The 17,651-nt window shown below is 59.4% G+C and carries 18 protein-coding genes; 11 read left to right on the forward strand and 7 right to left on the reverse strand.

The annotated features are described in order from the left end of the window. Positions 1-127: 127 nt before the first annotated feature. Complete coding sequence (locus tag ACFSOZ_RS33800; RefSeq protein WP_379105485.1) at positions 128-1,915, forward strand: S9 family peptidase; 1,788 nt, start codon at positions 128-130, stop codon at positions 1,913-1,915. 44 nt (positions 1,916-1,959) lie between these two features. Here ACFSOZ_RS33800 and ACFSOZ_RS33805 read toward each other — a convergent pair whose 3' ends face one another. The 7 genes from ACFSOZ_RS33805 to ACFSOZ_RS33835 form a co-directional block, all read right to left on the reverse strand. After that, the gene (locus ACFSOZ_RS33805) at positions 1,960-2,514 is read right to left on the reverse strand and encodes a SagB/ThcOx family dehydrogenase (protein WP_379105380.1); all 555 of its coding nucleotides are present in this window, start codon (positions 2,512-2,514) and stop codon (positions 1,960-1,962) included. Between the two features lie 264 nt (positions 2,515-2,778). Then, a complete protein-coding gene (locus tag ACFSOZ_RS33810) occupies positions 2,779-3,879 on the reverse strand; it encodes a YcaO-like family protein (protein ID WP_379105382.1) in 1,101 nt (366 codons plus the stop codon). Between the two features lie 240 nt (positions 3,880-4,119). After that, the gene (locus ACFSOZ_RS33815) at positions 4,120-5,262 is read right to left on the reverse strand and encodes a TOMM precursor leader peptide-binding protein (RefSeq protein ID WP_379105384.1); all 1,143 of its coding nucleotides are present in this window, start codon (positions 5,260-5,262) and stop codon (positions 4,120-4,122) included. 163 nt (positions 5,263-5,425) lie between these two features. After that, positions 5,426-5,632, reverse strand: coding sequence for a hypothetical protein (locus ACFSOZ_RS33820; protein ID WP_379105386.1), 207 nt, complete (start codon positions 5,630-5,632; stop codon positions 5,426-5,428). A gap of 92 nt (positions 5,633-5,724) precedes the next feature. Next, on the reverse strand, positions 5,725-5,970 hold the full coding sequence (locus ACFSOZ_RS33825; protein ID WP_379105388.1) for a hypothetical protein: 246 nt from the start codon (positions 5,968-5,970) through the stop codon (positions 5,725-5,727). 14 nt (positions 5,971-5,984) lie between these two features. Beyond that, positions 5,985-6,215: a hypothetical protein gene (locus ACFSOZ_RS33830; RefSeq protein WP_127209031.1), complete on the reverse strand. Its 231-nt coding sequence runs from the start codon at positions 6,213-6,215 to the stop codon at positions 5,985-5,987. 31 nt (positions 6,216-6,246) lie between these two features. Continuing rightward, the gene (locus ACFSOZ_RS33835; protein ID WP_379105391.1) at positions 6,247-7,290 is read right to left on the reverse strand and encodes a radical SAM protein; all 1,044 of its coding nucleotides are present in this window, start codon (positions 7,288-7,290) and stop codon (positions 6,247-6,249) included. An 886-nt stretch (positions 7,291-8,176) separates the two neighbouring features. Between ACFSOZ_RS33835 and ACFSOZ_RS33840 the strand changes: the two genes are divergently transcribed. The 10 genes from ACFSOZ_RS33840 (at position 8,177) to ACFSOZ_RS33885 (ending at position 17,472) form a co-directional block, all read left to right on the forward strand. Further along, a complete protein-coding gene (locus ACFSOZ_RS33840; RefSeq protein WP_379105393.1) occupies positions 8,177-10,003 on the forward strand; it encodes a sensor histidine kinase in 1,827 nt (608 codons plus the stop codon). 8 nt (positions 10,004-10,011) lie between these two features. Next, positions 10,012-10,629: a response regulator gene (locus ACFSOZ_RS33845; RefSeq protein WP_379105395.1), complete on the forward strand. Its 618-nt coding sequence runs from the start codon at positions 10,012-10,014 to the stop codon at positions 10,627-10,629. A gap of 115 nt (positions 10,630-10,744) precedes the next feature. Then, entirely contained in the window at positions 10,745-11,224 is a 480-nt protein-coding gene (locus ACFSOZ_RS33850) for a response regulator (protein ID WP_379105397.1), read from the forward strand. A 76-nt stretch (positions 11,225-11,300) separates the two neighbouring features. Further along, the gene (locus tag ACFSOZ_RS33855) at positions 11,301-12,095 is read left to right on the forward strand and encodes a DUF2092 domain-containing protein (RefSeq protein ID WP_379105399.1); all 795 of its coding nucleotides are present in this window, start codon (positions 11,301-11,303) and stop codon (positions 12,093-12,095) included. Further along, complete coding sequence (locus ACFSOZ_RS33860; RefSeq protein WP_379105401.1) at positions 12,092-12,304, forward strand: hypothetical protein; 213 nt, start codon at positions 12,092-12,094, stop codon at positions 12,302-12,304. The genes ACFSOZ_RS33855 and ACFSOZ_RS33860 overlap by 4 nt, the downstream gene beginning before the upstream one ends. Positions 12,305-12,500: 196 nt before the next feature. Continuing rightward, positions 12,501-12,935, forward strand: a complete 435-nt coding sequence (locus tag ACFSOZ_RS33865; protein ID WP_379105403.1) for a DUF2721 domain-containing protein — start codon at positions 12,501-12,503, stop codon at positions 12,933-12,935. 78 nt (positions 12,936-13,013) lie between these two features. Next, positions 13,014-14,459 carry a guanitoxin biosynthesis MBL fold metallo-hydrolase GntH gene (gene gntH / locus ACFSOZ_RS33870; RefSeq protein ID WP_379105405.1) on the forward strand — a complete coding sequence of 482 codons (1,446 nt, stop codon included), beginning with the start codon at positions 13,014-13,016 and terminating at the stop codon, positions 14,457-14,459. Positions 14,460-14,513: 54 nt separating this feature from the next. After that, positions 14,514-15,545, forward strand: coding sequence for a CobW family GTP-binding protein (locus tag ACFSOZ_RS33875; protein WP_379105407.1), 1,032 nt, complete (start codon positions 14,514-14,516; stop codon positions 15,543-15,545). A 267-nt stretch (positions 15,546-15,812) separates the two neighbouring features. Further along, complete coding sequence (locus ACFSOZ_RS33880; RefSeq protein ID WP_379105409.1) at positions 15,813-16,484, forward strand: VOC family protein; 672 nt, start codon at positions 15,813-15,815, stop codon at positions 16,482-16,484. A gap of 385 nt (positions 16,485-16,869) precedes the next feature. Next, a complete protein-coding gene (locus ACFSOZ_RS33885; protein ID WP_379105411.1) occupies positions 16,870-17,472 on the forward strand; it encodes a hypothetical protein in 603 nt (200 codons plus the stop codon). The last annotated feature ends 179 nt before the right edge of the window (positions 17,473-17,651 follow it).

Genomic DNA, 17,651 nt, shown 5'->3' on the forward strand with positions numbered 1-17,651 from the left:
TAGGCGACGGACCGGTTTGCTGGCGCGAAAGGTCGTGTTTGCCGATCCACTCCGATCGCATCTGCGACTGAGCGACGACGGCACCCGGATCGCTTGGCTCCAGAACGAAGGAGGGATGTTGAGCGTGATGGTAGCGGAGGCCCTTGATACGGCTTCCGCCAGACGACTGACCGGCGGACCTGTCGGTCCCGTTTCGCCGGCGCTGTTTTGGGCGGCGGACGGACGGCATGTCGTCGTCTTTCGCGATTCTGCCGGTGATGAGAACTACCAGGCATTCAGCATCGACGTGGACACGGGAGCGGAGGTCGCGCTGACGCCTGGTGGCGGTACGCGAACGCTTTTCAATCGCACCTCGCCACGTATTCCTTCCGACGTCCTGTTCAGTGTCAACGACAGGAATCGGCAAAGCTTTGACCTCGTTAGCGCCAACGCAACGACCGGTCAGCGGATGACAGTGTTCGAGAATCCCGGTTTCAGCCGGCTGCATGCCGACGCCGGCCTCGCTGTGCGCTTTGGCGAGCGGGTGCGGCAGGACGGATCGATCGAAGTCCTCAAGCGACAAGCGGATGGAGAATGGGTTCCCTTTCTTGAAATCCCTGCAGAGGATTCCTTGGCCACGCATATAGATGGCTTGAGCGCCGACGGTGAGGTGGTGTTCCTGCTCGATTCGCGCGGCCGCGATCGCACTGCCCTCGTCGCGATCGATGCACGAACTGCAGTATCGACGGTTCTGGCTACCGACAGCGAGGCCGATATCGCGGAAGTCGTCTACGATCCCGATACAGGCTGGCCTCTTGCCGCAGCTGCCCTCGCCGCAAGACGCCGCTGGCATCCTGTCGATGAAACATTCGCCGCCGACCTCGCGCGGCAGCTTGAGGACGCTGCCGGCCTCGATCTGGTGATTGTGGGCGTCAGCACCGGGAGACGGCGCATGGTGATCCGCCTCGAGGCGAGCGACGCGCCCGCACAGTTGCGCGTGTTCGATCGCGGCAGGCGGCGCACGCTTCAGCTCTTCCCCGAGCGGGACGATCTCGAAGGCATGCCGCTGAGGGCGATGCTGCCCGTTGCGATACGGTCGAGAGATGGTCTGACGCTGCCCGCCTATGTCACCCTTCCGGCCGGCCGCGCGCGCCGCTCGCCGCTGGTTGTCGTCGTCCATGGCGGGCCCTACGACCGAGACGCCTGGGGTTTTTCGCCCCTGCATCAATGGCTGGCGAGCCGCGGCTATGCCGTACTGAGCGTCAATTTCCGCGGGTCGACCGGCTTCGGCAAAGCCTTCACCAATGCGGCTGATCGCGAGTGGGGCGGCCGCATGCAGGATGATCTGGACGATGGCGTGGCATGGGCGGTGAAGGAGGGCATTGCCGATCCTGACCGGGTCGGGCTTTTTGGAGCCAGCTATGGCGGCTACGCCGCCCTGATGGCTGCGGCGAGGAGCCCCGGTCTCTACAACTGCTTCATCGATGTCTGCGGCCCTTCGGACCTTCTGTCCTTCATCGCGCGAATACCGCCTTACTGGCACAGCTGGTTTGCCATGATCCTACGCCGGCTGGCGGACCCCGCGACCACGGAGGGACGAAAATGGCTCCAGGAACGCTCGCCGCTTGCGCATGTCGAGCAGATGATCCGTCCGATGTTGATTGCGCAAGGACTGCGCGACGTTCGCGTCAATCCTGCCGAGTCAAGGAACGTCGCGCACGCCCTAGCGCGAAGGAACGTGCCGGTGACCTTGGTCACTTTTCCCGATGAAGGCCATTTCCTGGTAGGCCAGCGCAATCGTATCGCTTTGATGGCCGTCGTGGAACAATTCCTGGCCTGTCATCTCGGTGGCTCACACGAGCTGTTGGGTGATGATCTGCAAGGGTCAAGTCTCACAGTCGAGATCGGCGGCGAGTGGCTACGGCCGCTTTCCTAAATGCGAAAACAGCTCGAAGGGCCTGAAACAACAGATGGCGATGTTCAGCCGCCGATCGTGTCGAGCGAGCCGATGAGCGCAGCGTAGAGGACCGCTTCCTCGACGCCGTCAACGTCAAGCAGATCATTCATCTCGTCGTCGACGAAACCACCCACGGGACATACGCCAAGGCGAAGCGCGGTCGCCGCGAGGCAGATATTCTGCATGACGTGACCCGCTTCCAACAACGAAAAGCGATAAGCCCGCTCACCGTATTTGATCTTCGAGCGGCCGAATACCGCCGTCAGGACGAAGACGGCCGCTGCATTGTCGACCGCCTCGGGAATGAACACCGCCTTCTTTACCGATGCCAGGCAGTCCGCTCTGCCAAGTTCGCACAGGGCATGCGAGCGCGGATCGTAGTGATAAAGACCGGCTGGCAACTGCTCCACGCGAGCGACCACCACATAGAGTTCGAGTGGATAGAGCCCGCCGCCCGACGGCACACAGCGTCTCTGTCCCTTGTCCGGCGTGCCCAGCGCGTAAAACGCCAGGTCCGCTACGCACTGGAGATCAATCTCCTCACCCGAGTAGCTGCGCCCCGATCGGCGCGACGTCATGATATCCCAGATGCTATCCGTCTCAGCCGTGCTTGGATCGGGCAATGCAACGCGGGGAGCATAGATGTATCGCTTGAATCCCGACGGGGCGACGAGAGCAGATTGCGGGCTCTGCGCAATCCGCGGCGCGGATCGGCTGATCCTGCTGTTCTCATGAAACAGCTCCGAGACGGAGAACAGATTGCGTTCGCCTAGAAGCCGGCCTCGGATTTTGGATATGTCAGTCCCATGAGGATTGGGCATGAATGACCTTTGCGAGATTGACTATGGGAAAGGATGCGGGTGGAGGTTGATCCGCTTGCTCGCACGATCGGCATATTCGACGCTGGTGGCGCGAACACTGATCCTGTGCAGGCCGCTGCCAAAGTAGAGCGGCTGTGCACCCGGAATGATGGCGCGAAATACATGCAGCCCGGACTCTCTGATATCCGGGGAGGTCACATCGACTACAATGACCTCCAGCCCGGCGCGCGCGATGCGTTCGACACAATGCGTAATCGAATCGAGTATGTCGGCAGGCCCGTCAAGGTCTTGCGGTATCTCGGTCTCACACGAAGAGGAAAGGACGAATTCGAAGGCCTGGCGGTTTTCCGGCAAGAGGGGCCATAGGACGTGCTCCTCGATCTGCGCAATGTCCTCAAGCGACGGGTTGGGCAGGTGCGCACCCTTATCGACAAGGCTGTTCACCCACAACAGGCATTGCGCCAGTTCGGTGAGCGCACCAACGGCCGCGCGACTGGCGACCAGACTGGCGCATGAGGAAAATGTCGCGCCGCGCTTTCCGGCCATGGGTACATCGGAGACGGCAACATAGGTTGGAATCGCAAGATCGGTCGTGACGTCGAGCAAGGTGACGTGCCCTTCGATCGGTCCAAAGCGGGCAAGCGTCTCCCGCACCACCTTTGGGGTCCGCAAGTCGATGACGGCTTTCGGCGGACGACGGCTTTGAAGCCACATGAGCATCGCGGCGTCGCGCTCCACGACCTCGCAGATGGCCGAAAGGATCGCTTCCTCCGCCGTGTTGCCGCAGGCCAAACCCGTCGTGATCTGTTGCACCACCGGCGCTTCTCCGGTGCGACCTATGTACGGTTGATAGACCGCGAATGCCGGAACGAGGATCGGCTGCTTGCGAGTGAGCGAGAAGCCGATGACCCAGCCGATCGTGTCATCGGGCCGCAGGGCGCAATAGCCGAAACCGGGCCGTGCCAACTGGACCTCGTCATATAGCGAGAGCGACCAGGGCGAAACCGCAGTAGCCGACACGAGGCTGATGGGGCGATAGATGATCTCGTCGTAGGGAACATAGGCGGCGGAATACCGTTCGACCGCCTCGCCGATCGCCCCGACAAGCGCCTGGTCGCGCACGAGTGACGTGGAGCCGCTGATCGGGCTTTCGGAGGGAAATCCGAAACGACTGTAGTCGCTGGACAGCGCTCCGCAACCGAATATCCTTGGCGAGTCGGGCGCGCATGGCGCCTCGTGCAGGATTTTTATGATCCCTGTCTCATCGTCGACAAGCCTGAGCGCCTTGTGCAGGGTATCCTCGATCGGCGATGCCATGTGGTGGTGAAGTTGCATTCGCACTTTCTCCGGATGCTGCCGTGCTCAGCCGACCGACCGCGTTTCGGTGGGGATGATGTCCCATATCTTGGTTGGTCTGCGGTCTCTCAGCCGCGAGCATGCCGGGCATCTCGGCAGCTTCAGCACCTCATGGACGCTCCGTTCCATCGTCGGAAGGTCGATATTGATGATGCGCCCCGCTGCTGCCGAAAGATGCTCGCCCGCAAGGACGCGTAACAAGTCCAACGCGACGAAATTCCCCACGATACCCGCGAAAGGAAGTAGGGACGGCCACATGTCGCGTCTGCCGTTCAGTTGTTTCCAGTGACGGTAGAGTGCCTCGTGATCTTCTGGATGATCCGCGTTGGCCCGACTGCGGGCCTCGAAGCACGCGAAGCACGCGGTCTGGTTTGGAATGACGAACGGGCCGATGATGGCGCGTTGGCGATCGATCCTAGCCGAAACCCAAGGCACGCCATGTTTGATGCATACTTCGTTCGCTCGGTCGTAGCCGCCCATCGACATGGTGTCGCTCAAGACCGCAACAACGCTCGCAGCGGCGACCGTCTCTTCCCAGCCGGCTGCGTCGTTGATAGTCGTCGGTATCGTCATGACGCGGCATGCATACTGCTCGCGCAGCGACAGTCCGGTCTTCTCTGCCTCCGACGCTTTGGCCTCTTGGCGGCCGCCCGATCGGGCCGAAGGTGTGGCGCCCTCGACAAGAACGAGGTTCCCGACGCCGGAGGCGGCGAGGATGGTGGCAACGATTTTGCCGACGTCCCCAAGTCCTGCAACCACCACGGTCGATTGCGCCAGTCGTCTTGCCGCCTCACTGGCGCTCGCGCCGTATAGAGACCAGTACGCGCAGTCCTTGCTCGACAGCATGACCGCGTCATCTTCTCGACCGTGCAGTGCCGCCTTGCCCAGGAAACCCTTGTGTTGGATCAGTGTCAGGAAGTCTTCGATCTCCGGCCGCAATGTCTCGTCGAATTTGGCCGCCAGCTCCTCAAACCCATGCCTTCCGTCGAGCAGCGGAAGAAGCGACGGAAGGACGACCGCAACGAAATCACCAGAGAGCATCACACTTCCCGTGAACGAGCGCAGGAGGACTTTTCCTTCCTCAACGGGAACGATCTCCACGCCATACTGGAGGCGAGGAAAGGACGGAATGGATAAAGGCTTGTTCATAGGTCACCGTAAACCGGACGGTCGTTTTTTGAGCAAACCCTGGCGCGCCGCTCCCGGACGGAAGGCGTGTCAAGCGACCGCCGCGGCGATCGCGTGAGGGCTCGTTGGGGTTGGAATGGAAGGCATCCCGATCGAAGGGATGCCTTCACACGTCCGACGCACCCTATCTTGCGATCGTTTCGAGCAGTGCGCTCTTGGAGGAACTGGAGCAGTTCCCGATGATGTTGCAGCCGGAATCTGAGGCGCGTTCGCCCGCCCGCTGCAACTCGCGATAAACTTGAACCGCAATCAGATCGCCAGCGATTTCAGCGACCTGCTCTCGCTGTTCGACGCTCAGTTTCAGAGTTGCAAGGCTCAATCTGTCAGCCATGTTACGTCTCCCAAGTTACGAGATAAGTTTTAGCGTTAGTCCAAGATGTTTCGTGCGAAGCCCTCCCTTGGTTGTTGAGCGCGAAATTGACTTCAGCCTCCCGGTTTTCGGCCACCCGGTTTCGACCCCGCGCGCTGAGCAGCGACGGCGGACAGCCGGCCTGGCGGTTCTCTTTTCCCGGGTGTCGCCGGTTTTCGATCGTCAAGATTCTCGCGCACGATCAGCGCGACCTCCTCATCAATGATTTGCGTCAGGACATCGACGAGCTTGTCGTCGCCAGGGCGACCAATCTCGATGGTCGAAAGGCTCTCCTCGACCAGTGCGCGTGTGCCGCTCATCCAATTGTCCTCCGTCACAGCATGTCCTTGGAAGATGACGAACAATTGCCGATGATGTCGCAGCTTCCGTTGGAGCAGTTGCCGATAATCGAGCATCCCGCCACTTTCGCCAGATCGTTGCGGATTTGCAGCTCGCGGTAGACGTGGATTGCAATCAGATCGCTGGTGACCTCGGCCACTTTCTCGCGGTCCGTTGCCGATAGGCCCAGTTGTGACAGCATTCCAGGTGATCGTGTATCCGACATCGTTCCCTCCTCGGATAGTGACCGTACTGCACTAGATCGGCAGCACCGATTGCGCCCCGAATTCCTTCAGGCCTGCCAGTCTTGAATTGTCGGCCGGCCACTCGCTTTCGGGAAGCGCGGCCAGATCGCTCACCAGCAGATCCGCCCACTCGGCCGCCATCTCGGCGTATTTCGGCGAAGACAGCATGAAATGGCATAGATGACACTGATCGCTGAAACGTTCCGGAATCTCGTCGTCAATGTCTTGCTGACGCAGGAAAGGCAGGAAAAACCCCGGCCCGACGGATTCCAGGACAGCGAGAAGCTTGTTCTGGTCCGATGCCTTCACGATCTCGCCAAGCGTGGAGCGATGCCCGCTTCCCATCCGTAGCGGCTCGGTAAAGCCCCCGGGTGAACAGCACGGATAGACATCGCCGGAAAGGTCCACTGCCAGCTTTTTGAAATGCTCCCGGCAGTTGCCTAGTGGCCAAGTGAATTCCGCAGGGAATTCTTGTTGTTCCACCCTCGTCAAGGCGCGGCCAGCCGGCAAGCAGGGCATGACGACAAACCGCACCCTGTCTCCCAAGTCATTGAATGCGTGACGGACGTCGTCAACCGCCGTAGTAGACGTCGAGACGATGTTCACGGTTACCTTCAGTCCGACACTCAGCGCTGTCTTTGCCGCGCCGAGAATCCTACTCAGCGACAGGAATTCCTGATGGAACGGGCTGGTGCTGATGTTGATGGCGCCGAGCCCTGCTTCCCTTAGCTCATCCAATTGCCGGCCCGCTCCTGACGAGCCGCCCCAAAACCCGTTAGTGGTTACGGAGGACGTATATCCGCAGGTGCGGGCGTAGGAGATGATCTCTTTTAAGAGCTTGAGGTAGAGAAACGGCTCACCGCCGCTTATTCCGATCTCTCTGATCGACGGAATCTCCGCGGCTTCGTCGATCAACTGGGAGATCCGCTCGAACGATGCCGATTCCGAGTTGGCGGGCTGAGAATCGTTACAGCAGTGCCTGCACGTAATGTTGCACTTGGAGGTCACCAATAGCCCCAGGACTTCGGGGCACGCGTGTGCGTGGCCGATGGTCATACGACTGGCTCCAACGGCACGCGGTGCCGTCAAGTTTCTATAACGATTTCGAAGGCGCATATGGCGTTGTGCAGTAACAACGTCGAAAATTAAAAATATGCGGAATTAAGATACATGAAGAGATTTCGATCATCAATATTAGATAAATCTTGCCTAACGGTATGGTTTCGGAATCGTTAACAGTTAGGCAGTTAAGCTACGTTTCGGTTTCCTAGGCAGGGCCAGTGCATCTTCGATGTCCACTCCGAGATACGGCACGGTGTTTTCGATCTTGGTGTGTCCTAGTAGAATCTGCACCGCTCGAACGTTGCAAGTCGCGGAGACACTACGCGTGGGCCATGGCCTTGGAAGCGGCTCTTAAGAGAGGTGTTGTCCTTCGATGTCGGAGATCCCAGATCTGTACCCGCGTAGCCGAGCAGGCGTATGCTTGCGAAGTTGCTGAAAGCATCGACGATTGGAATGCCGGAACCGGTTGTCATCGAATGTCCGCTTCTGACCCCACAGGCGACCTTCGTTACATCAATTTTCAACGGCGGCTTTGCGCCTCATATCGGTCACCAAAGTTAGCTGTGCCACTGCCTGAGAGCGGACATTACCGGCGACCGCGCTGGAGGTCGCTGTTGCGCCATAAGCGGGGATTCTTGGCGCTTCTGCGAAGCAGACCTTCGAGCAGGCCGGTGTCCGCCCGTGAGACATTCCTGGAGTGAAATTGCGATGTTGGGTGAACCACTTCGAAAGAGGCCCGCCCCCCGGAGCCGATGGCGCCTCGTGACCTAGGCCCACGCACCCGATGCTTAAGTACATCTCGGGATCGGATTTCGTTCGTGTCCCGCAACTGCTATCCTGAAGACATGAACGGCAATCCGCGAGCGGTCTGCTTAAAATTATGAAAGGCTATCCCTCCAGGACGTTGTTGTATCGGGCTTGGCTGGTGGGAGCCTTCCTCTTACTTTTCACGCTTGGGGCGAACGCAACGGACGCAAAGCGCGTACTTTTGCTGCACTCGTTCGGGCGTGATTTTGCGCCTTTCAGCGAGATGACCAAGAGTTTTCAGTCTGCGCTCGTGAAACGATCGCCGGAGCCGCTTGATATTTATGAAGCGTCGATTTTTACGGCCCGGTTTCAGGAACCCGAGAACGAGGGTTCGCTGGTCAAATACCTGCAGGATCTTTTTTCCGGACGCAGGCTTGACTTGATTGTTGCTCAAGGTGGGCCGGCTGCGGCCTTCGTTGAGAAGTATCGGCAACAGCTGTTTTTTGACACGCCGATGGTGATAGCAGGAGTAGATTCGCGGCTCATGGCTGATCCCGCCATTACACCCAATGCCACCTACATCGGGGTCAAGCTCGATCTGCCAGCTTTCGTCGAGAATATTCTGCGCGTGCGGCCCGAGACAACAGACATTGCGGTCGTCATCGGAGATTCTCCAAACGAGCAATTCTGGGCCAGTGAATTGCATCGTGAGTTTCAACCGTTTGCGGATCGCGTGCATTTCGAATGGCTCGACCAGGTGTCGCTCGACGAAATGTTGCACCGGGTCGCCGGTCTGCCGCCGCAATCTGCCGTTCTCTATTTCATGCTGGCGGTGGATGGTGCGGGTGCCGTGCACCCGCTGGATGCTGCCTTCACACGGATACGTGAGGTCGCTACCGTGCCTGTTTTCGGTTATGGCGACTACCACTTGGGGCAGGGCTCTGTTGGTGGGCCTTCGGATCAAACTCAAGCTGTAGGCCAGCAAACCGCTCAGGTTGCTCTCCGCGTTCTCGCGGGCGAGAGGGCGGGCGACATAAAGACCCCGCCATTTGGACTCGGGATACCAGCCTATGATTGGAGGGAACTGCAGAGATGGGGGATCAGCGAAGCCATCCTGCCGCCAAACAGCGAAGTTCGTTTTCGCTCGCCGAGCGTGTGGGATCTCTATCGCTGGTACATCGTCGGAACGTTTTCGCTAATCCTGCTTCAGACACTTCTCATTGCGAGCTTTCTCGTGCAACGCGCCAGGCGGCGCACGGCCGAGACTGGCATTCGCGCAAAGGAAAGCGAGCTTCGCGTCAGCTACGACCAGGTTCGCCAATTGGCTGGCCGGCTTATCTACGCGCAGGAGGAGGAGCGGACCCGAATTGCGCGGGAGCTCCATGATGATGTCGGGCAGCGCGTCGCGTCCCTGTCAATCGGATTGAGCAGCCTCAAGCGGCGCGTCCTGAATCCAGACGATACCGCACGAAGCGAGTTGTCGGGACTTCAGCAGCAGGTCGTGGGGTTGGCGAAGGACCTGCGGGATTTGTCGCACGAACTGCATCCAGGAGCGCTTGAGCATGTTGGATTTCTGGAGGCTTTGCGGGGCCGCTGCGACGAAATCAACAGCGAGTCCGGCACAAGGGTGGATGTCGAGGTCGCCGATGGATGGTCCGAAGTCGCGGACGAGATCGAACTTTGCCTTTACAGAGTCGCGCAGGAAGCGCTTCGCAACATAACGAAGCATGCCCATGCCACGACGGTCCGCATATGGCTCGCGCGTCGGAATGGAGAAGTCGTGATGCGGATTACCGACGACGGACGTGGGTTCCAGGAGAGCGGCTCGAATGGACAGCCCGGGATCGGGCTGCTGAGCATGCGTGAGCGCGTCAGAATGCTCGAGGGGAGTTTCGAGGTGGAGTCGTCCAGTCGAGGTACCGTCGCCACCGTCGTCATTCCGGCGGGAGAGAGGCATTGAGACCGCGCGTGATCCTCGCGGACGACCATCTAATGGTTGCCGAAGCACTTGGACGGCTGATCGATGAGGTCGCCGATCTGGTTGGACGGGCCGCCGATGGGCAGCAACTCGTCGAGAGCGCGCGGCGTCTCAAGCCGGACATCATCGTTTCGGATATAACGATGCCGGTGATGAGTGGTTTGGATGCTCTGCGTCAGCTCAAGTCGGAGCAATCCAGCGCGCGCTTCATATTCTTGACAGTCCACACCGAGGCGAGCGTTGCCGCCGAAGCCATGCGTGCCGGAGCAAGCGGGTATCTTCTCAAGGCGGCGGCGGGCGAAGAACTCCTCGACGCCATCCGCGCCGTCATGGCCGGCCGCATATATCTGACACCCCATATCGCCGGGGATGTCTTGCGGACAATGTCTCTGCCCGCGGATCGACGAGAGCCCTCCCTTACCTCTCGCCAAAGGGAAATCCTGCGGATGATCGCGCAAGGCAAGCGCATGAAAGAGATTGCGGCCGACTTGAAGATTTCCGTGCGTACCGTCGAGGATCACAAGTCACAATTGCTGCACGCCCTCGGCGTGCAAAGCACCGCTGATCTGATCAGGTATGCTGTGAAGCAGGGGCTGATTTCCGACTGATCTGATTTCCGGGCTCTTCCCGAGCCCGAACACCGCGATTTCCCTGCCCCTGACCCCGTGTTTTCCGGTCCGTCAACCCCGGGATTTCCACGCCCTGGCCCCCGGGGTTTCCCCGATGCGCCAGCGTGGCTGCGCTCGTAGCATCCAACCAACAGCACCAGACCCGTACTCAAGCCGAGGGACGCACGTGGCACGCAAACGTCTCTTACTTGCAGAGGATCATACCGAGATGGCTGAACACCTTCGCTCCCTGCTTGGCGACTACGACGTCGACATCGTGCTGGATGGACAGGGATTGATAGCGGCCGTGAACGCAAACATGCCCGACATGATTATTTCCGACATCGCGATGCCAGGCATCAGCGGGCTGGTGGCCGCACGTGACATCCTCGCCATGCACCCGAACCTCCGCATCATCTTCGTGTCGGTTCGAGATGAGCCGGCCATCATCAGAAAAGCAATCGACGAAGGGGCTGCCGGTTACGTGGTGAAGTCCGATGCGGGCGACGAACTGGTCGACGCAGTCCAAGCGGTCCTTGGCGGCGGCCACTACGTTTCCTCGTCTGCGCGTGCTGCGCTGAAGGGTGGACCTTGAGTTAGTCAGGAACCTTACCCGACCTGCCCACAATGCCTTGCAATATCAAAATACATCTCAACGGAGGAACGTCCTGATGAAGAAATCATTCGCACGCGCCGCCACAGCGGCATCTGCTCTGGCGCTGGTCCTGACGATCGGCCAGGGAACTCCGGCCGCCCGGGCCGATGAAGTGGAAGCGAAAGCCCTGTTCAAGGCCATGTCGGACTATCTCGGTGCGCAAAAGGCGATAGCGTTCGACTACGATACGAACCTCGAAGTCGTCACGACCGATCAGCAGAAGCTCGCGCTGGCGAGCTCGGGAGCAGTCACGCTCTCCCGGCCCGACAAGATCCGCGCCACACGCACCGGAGGTTTTGCGGACGTCGAGTTGATATTCGACGGCAAGACGCTGACCGTCCACCGTAAGGACGACAATCTCTTTGCACAGGCCGACGCGCCGGGCTCGATTGACAACCTCATCGACACGTTGAGGGACAAATACCACCGGCCTGTCCCCGGCGCCGATCTGCTGACGTCGAACGTCTACGATCAGTTGATGCCGCTGGTCGTCGACACGAAGGATCTCGGTAGCGGCGTGATCGGCGGCGTCGAGTGCAATCACATCGCCTTTCGAACGGAGGAGGTCGATTGGCAAATCTGGATTGCGGTGGGCGACCGTCCATATCCGTGCCGCCTGGCGATCACCAGCAAGCTCGTTGCCGGCTTCCCGCAATACACCGCACAGATCAGCGATTGGAAGTCCGGTAGCGAGGTTGCCGCCGATGATTTCAGCTTCAAGAATCAAACAGACGCCAAGAAGGTGGAGCCGAGCGACCTCCCCAACATGGATGAATTACCCGACGAGTTTACCCCAGGAGCAACAAAATGATCACCTCGAAACGGATTGGACTTTATCTGCTGATGGCGGCTGTCGGCCTTGGCGGTCTTGAACTCGGCGAGCGCATCGCGATCCCAGGCGTGTACGGCCTGGTCTCACCTGCCGAGGCCAGAGTAGGTCGGCCACGGACGCCGGTGAGCGTCGCTGGCGTAGCACGGCGGACCGTCAGGCGCTGCGCCGTTGGTGTTTACTACTGCTAAAGCCAGCGTTGCAGTGGATTGCTGCCGGCAGAATCTCGCCGTCGTGGGAGGTTCTGGGCAGGAGTGTTTCGGCGGACGAGTGTACGAAGCATCGTTGAGCGTCTGAATACGAAGGAGGAACCAATGTTTCAGGGGCTCACGGGGGAATTGCCGGAGCCAAATTGCGCTTACTCACTTCCAGGAGAGGAGCCGAAAAATGTTCGACTTCCTCCCTGACACAACACGGTTAGCTCAAATCTTCGCACAAGCGACCGCCCCTACGTTTTTCCTCGGTGCAGTCGCCGGTTTTGTTTCGCTCATGGCGTCAAGACTGTCAGGAGTCATGGAGCGCGCCCGGGCTCTGAACGCAATAGCCGAAGACGACCACGCTCGAGTCCATCTCAAATCCGATCTTGAACGCTTGAGACGCCGTGCTCGCTTCTTGAACAGTGGCATCCTGGCGGCGTTGCGCGGCGGCCTTTGTTCCACTCTGCTTCTGGCTGTTCTGTTTGTGACTGAATTCATCGGGCTAAAATACGCATACGGCGCTGGCTTGCTTTTCGTGATTGCTACCGGGTTCCTCGGCTTTGCACTGTTTCGCTTCGCCCAAGAAGCGCGGATCAGTCTCAGTGAGATCGACGAACAACAATAGCGCCAATTGGACCTCTCGCGCGGAACTTGGAACCTGGCAGGCGCGCAAACGCGCGACAAATCACAAGGAGTTCTTGATATGGAACGACGTGACCTACTCAAGGCAATGGCGATGGGTGCAACGGTTGGCATTATGGCTGCTGATACGGCAACAGCCGGTCCAGTTGATGAAGCCGTCCAGGCAAAGAACCCTTACGGCGGCGTGCCGGGCGGCGGTCTCACGTTCCCGCCTTACTACCGCCCGACGCCTTATCTCGCCAGCAACAACATCTATTACCCCGGCCAGGAGCCGATCGGCCCCGACGAGATGCGGATCTCCTTCATCGGCAGCACGCCGATCCCGGTCACTCGCGCGCAGGCCGGTACCTGCATCATGGTCGAACTCGGCAACGGCAATCGGTTTTTCTTTGATTTCGGCTCTGGCTGCATGCGCAACATCATCGCGATGGCCGTGCCGTTGCAGACGGTCAACGATATTTTCCTGACCCATCTCCACGTCGATCACTACGCAGACCTGCCATACATATTCGCCTTCGCGCCGTGGATGGGACGCTGGAAGCCGCTGCGCGTGCATGGGCCATCGGGCCGGACGCCGAAGGACGGCATCAAGCACCTGATCGATGGCATGAAGATGATGACCCATTGGCACACGGACTCTTTCAATGCCTCGCCAATCGGCGACGGCTACGAGGTCGAGGTCAACGAATTCGATTTCCGAGACGACAATGGCATTTGCTACGACAAGGACGGCGTGACCATCCGCCACTGGCGGCGGTCGCACACCAAGGACGGCGCCTCGGCCTACCGGCTCGACTGGAATGGGCTGTCGTTCGTCTGGACCGGCGACGGGCGGCCCGACGAGCTCTCGCTGGAATTGGCCAAGGGCGTGGACGTGTTTGTCACCGAAGTGCAACCGGATACGGCCAACCTCCAGGCGTTGAAATTCGGCATGCCGACCGTCGTCATGAACACAACGATCGACCAGGCTCACACTCCGCACTACGCCGTCGGCTACATGTTCGACAAGATCCAGCCGCGTCTGGCGATGGTCACCCACACAAGTTACGACGAGGAAATAATCCCCGAGATCGTCGCCGGGATTCGTGCCCACTACAGTGGATTGTTCCAGTTCGGTGCGCCCGACATCGTTGTCGTGAACGTCACCAAGGATGCTGTCTGGACGCGCAAGGCTGCGATCCCCGATGCCGGCAACATGGCTCGCCCGAGCCCGAGAGAAGCCGTCGGACTGTTCGACCTCACCCCGGCGAATCTCAGGGTCAGATTCCCGAATCCTCGGCATACCGTCGCCGACATACAGGAGCAGGACGTCCGCGATCGGGAGGTCGACCCGAAGCGGTACTACCCAAGGGACCTTTACCGCGAACCGAATCGGGTTTTCCCGAACGGTTTCACGATCGACGTCCGCGAGGTGGCTCTCATGCAGGCAAAGAAGGCCCAGGCCAAGCTCTCGCAGAAGAGTGCCCAGATCCAGGCAGTCATCGACGCAATCGAGGCGATGAAATAGGGCTAGTTCGTTGCGACATCACCATCATTCCGGAGATTCGGAAGGACAATCGAGATGACCGCGATCCACCAACCCCATGCACAAGCCGTCCCTCTGACGGTCCTGACGGGCTTTCTTGGTGCCGGCAAGACGACGCTCCTGAACCGCATTCTTAGCGGGGATCACGGCCTTCGGGTTGCGGTGCTGGTGAACGACTTCGGTTCAATCAACATCGATGCCGAACTCGTTGTCGGCATCGAAAGTGGGGGGGACATCATCAACCTCTCCAATGGCTGTGTCTGCTGCAATGTCCGCGACGATCTGGTCGCCGCGGTGAGGCAGGTGATGGCCCGTCCCGAGCAGCCCGAATACATCCTGCTGGAGGCCAGCGGCGTGGCCGACCCGTCTGGCATTGCGCTTACGTTCATGGGCGAGGCCATGCCGGATCGTATCAGGTTGGACAGCATCATGTGCGTCGTCGACGCGGAGCAGATATTTGCTGCACCGGAGATGATGGAACTGAAGCTCCGCCAAGTGGCATTCGCGGACATGCTCATCCTCAACAAGGTCGATCTTGTCACCCCGGGGGAGATCGAGCGGATCAAGACTTGGCTCGACGACCGGTTCCACCGCTATCGGCTCGTAGAGGCATCCCACGGAAACGTGCCGTTGGAAATCCTGTTGTCGGTCGGCCGGTTCGATCCGACCCGGCTCGATGGCGCAACTCCAGGTGACCAGCACAATCATTCTCATGACTGTGATGATCCCGAATGTGCGCATCACGCTCATGACCATCTGCATGACCACACCGAGGCCTTCAGCACCTGGAGTTACGAGACCAATCAGCCGCTTTCGCTGGAAGCACTGCGGGAGACGGCCAGGAAGTTGCCGGCGGCTATTTATCGCGCCAAAGGCGTGATTCATTCGTCAGACGAACCGACACGCCGAGCGGTCCTTCAGGTAGTTGGCAAACGCGTCGACCTCTGCCTGGAAGATGATTGGGGCGGGCGGACGCCGCGTACGCAAATCGTGATCATTGGTGCAGCTGGCAGTATCGATGAAGCAATTCTTCAGGAACAATTTCAGAAGGTAGTCGCGCCGAACTAGGTATTTTTCGCTCCAATGTTCATTCGTAGAGGATAGCGAATGCCTCGCGTGACTTGTAGTCCACAATGCTCGATCAGGACGTTTCTCATGACGTGATTGCGTCTTTCGGCTCTTTTCGCTTGAGCGTCTCTGGGAGATTGCTCGCAAGAGGCGGGGAGCCTCCCGCGACTGGTGGGCGGGCGTTGGATATCCTCATCGTTCTGGTGGAGCGCCCGGGACAATGACCGGTCCACCGCACATTAACTCAGCACGAACTAGGAGATTGTTATGAGCAGAACTCCACAACGCACCGAAACTGCGATCGCAACGCCGACAGCGCGAGGAGTAGACATAAGGCTCGAGGTCGTGGTCATTCCCGTTTCGGACATCGACCGTGCCAAGCACTTCTATGGCGGCTTGGGCTGGCGCCTGGACGCCGACATCACAGGCGACGGATTTCGTGTCATCCAGTTTACGCCTCCGGGCTCCCCGTGTTCGATGGTCTTCGGCTCAGGGATCACGCCGGAGCTCTATGCCCGGGTCGAACTCGATGTCCTCAAGAGCGTTGGCGAGCTCGTCGTGTCGGACATCGAGGTAGCACGCGCCGAACTCGCCGATCGCGGTGTCGACGTGAGCGAGGTGTACCACTATGCCGGTAGTGAAGGCCGTGTCATCGGTCCGGACCCTGAGCGGCGCAGTTACTCCTCGTGGGCGTCCTTCAGCGATCCGGCCGGAAATATCTGGCTGTTGCAGGAGGTCACCGCGCGAGCACCCGGCCGCGTCGACACGGACGAAACCACATTTGTCTCGTCGGCCGCGCTCGCGGCCGCGCTCCGGCGTGCGTCTGTGGCCCATGGCGAGCACGAGAAGCGGACAGGCGGCCAGCGTGATGAGAATTGGCCGGACTGGTACGCGGAGCACATGGCGGCGGAGCAGGCGGGCAAGGAGCTGCCTCTATAAGACGGGCTGTCGGTTGGTTTGAACCAAAGGAGCGGCGTGGCTCACCGCCAAGCCCGACTATTCAGAGACGGCCCAGTCTATCCCACAGATATGTCAAGCGAATTTGGAGCCAGTGCGAGCCCAATTTTGCTGTGACTGAGTGGTGAACCGAGCAGTCACTGGCGAACCAGTCTCCATTTGATATTCCCTGATAACAGGCAAAAACAGGGAATTTGCCTGAAATGCCGCGCTCCGGCGGGCAGGCGCTCAATATTGTGAAGCGATTTCATGTACTTAGCGATATATACCCTGCGCAGGCCATCTGGGAATTCGACCAGATATTCGCTGTTGGCCGTGAATTAACAGGGAAATCCGTTGCCGTTATGAAGCTGTCACACAAAGAATTTTGGTTGACGCGATCAAAGGCAATGCCCGCTCGCAAGGATTGATGTCGGACTTGTTCACGAGAGCCGACGAGGCAAACGCGCGAGAAGTCCGTCAGCGAAACGAGAATTGGCAAACTTACAAGCTCGCCGCTATTGCACGGCTTCAAGAGGCAAAAGAGCGGGGCGAGCTAGAGCCTAGGTTTCTGCCGCGCCCGGACGACATCGTCATAGATCCCGAAACGGGACAGCAATTTCACGGGCCTGTGGACAATGCCGAGCAAAGGGAATTGGAACGGCCTCTATCATGCAGGATGCGCTCGATCAGCGATCGGCTTTCAGGCCGGACGGCCAACCATTTGATGATCCGGGGTCGGCGATGGTTCTGGCAATGCTTGCGGAGAAGGGGTATTCCACCTCGTCTACGGCTTTCGGAGCTGGAGTGGATTCACAGGCAGTTCAAGTACGAGGCCACGCCGAAGCGAACTTTGCTGAAATTGTTGTTTGCAGCATGGCGCACGGTCGGATGTCCGCGCCCGCGCGGGTATCTGTCGCTTGACCTGACGGTGGTCAAACAATGGTTCGAGGATCTCGGCGCGCTGCGACGCAAAGTGGTTCGATCTTGATGAATTAGCGCGAGGCGAGTTCAACGAGGTTGCAGTGGAGTTCATGAAGGAAAGGGGGCTGCATTAGAGGCGCGCGGCTACCTTCGCCGCGCGCCAGAGCGGAACCCGCTTCCTTTGGTGATACCTGCTGTATTGATCGCCTTACTCAGTCAGTTCTGCGGCCCAGCGGACCTTCATGG

This window comes from Mesorhizobium newzealandense (assembly GCF_042682145.1).
Lineage (GTDB): Bacteria > Pseudomonadota > Alphaproteobacteria > Rhizobiales > Rhizobiaceae > Mesorhizobium > Mesorhizobium newzealandense.

Coding starts and splice junctions, on each gene's coding strand:
- ACFSOZ_RS33855 (WP_379105399.1), top strand. CDS start 11,301: ATGAAGAAATCATTCGCACGCGCCGCCACAGCGGCATCTGCTCTGGCG.
- ACFSOZ_RS33865 (WP_379105403.1), top strand. CDS start 12,501: ATGTTCGACTTCCTCCCTGACACAACACGGTTAGCTCAAATCTTCGCA.
- ACFSOZ_RS33805 (WP_379105380.1), bottom strand. CDS start 2,514: ATGACGTCGCGCCGATCGGGGCGCAGCTACTCGGGTGAGGAGATTGAT.
- ACFSOZ_RS33850 (WP_379105397.1), top strand. CDS start 10,745: ATGCGCCAGCGTGGCTGCGCTCGTAGCATCCAACCAACAGCACCAGAC.
- ACFSOZ_RS33820 (WP_379105386.1), bottom strand. CDS start 5,632: ATGGCTGACAGATTGAGCCTTGCAACTCTGAAACTGAGCGTCGAACAG.
- ACFSOZ_RS33860 (WP_379105401.1), top strand. CDS start 12,092: ATGATCACCTCGAAACGGATTGGACTTTATCTGCTGATGGCGGCTGTC.
- ACFSOZ_RS33815 (WP_379105384.1), bottom strand. CDS start 5,262: ATGAACAAGCCTTTATCCATTCCGTCCTTTCCTCGCCTCCAGTATGGC.
- ACFSOZ_RS33825 (WP_379105388.1), bottom strand. CDS start 5,970: ATGAGCGGCACACGCGCACTGGTCGAGGAGAGCCTTTCGACCATCGAG.
- ACFSOZ_RS33800 (WP_379105485.1), top strand. CDS start 128: ATGGTAGCGGAGGCCCTTGATACGGCTTCCGCCAGACGACTGACCGGC.
- ACFSOZ_RS33840 (WP_379105393.1), top strand. CDS start 8,177: ATGAAAGGCTATCCCTCCAGGACGTTGTTGTATCGGGCTTGGCTGGTG.
- ACFSOZ_RS33830 (WP_127209031.1), bottom strand. CDS start 6,215: ATGTCGGATACACGATCACCTGGAATGCTGTCACAACTGGGCCTATCG.
- gntH (WP_379105405.1), top strand. CDS start 13,014: ATGGAACGACGTGACCTACTCAAGGCAATGGCGATGGGTGCAACGGTT.
- ACFSOZ_RS33835 (WP_379105391.1), bottom strand. CDS start 7,290: ATGACCATCGGCCACGCACACGCGTGCCCCGAAGTCCTGGGGCTATTG.
- ACFSOZ_RS33875 (WP_379105407.1), top strand. CDS start 14,514: ATGACCGCGATCCACCAACCCCATGCACAAGCCGTCCCTCTGACGGTC.
- ACFSOZ_RS33880 (WP_379105409.1), top strand. CDS start 15,813: ATGAGCAGAACTCCACAACGCACCGAAACTGCGATCGCAACGCCGACA.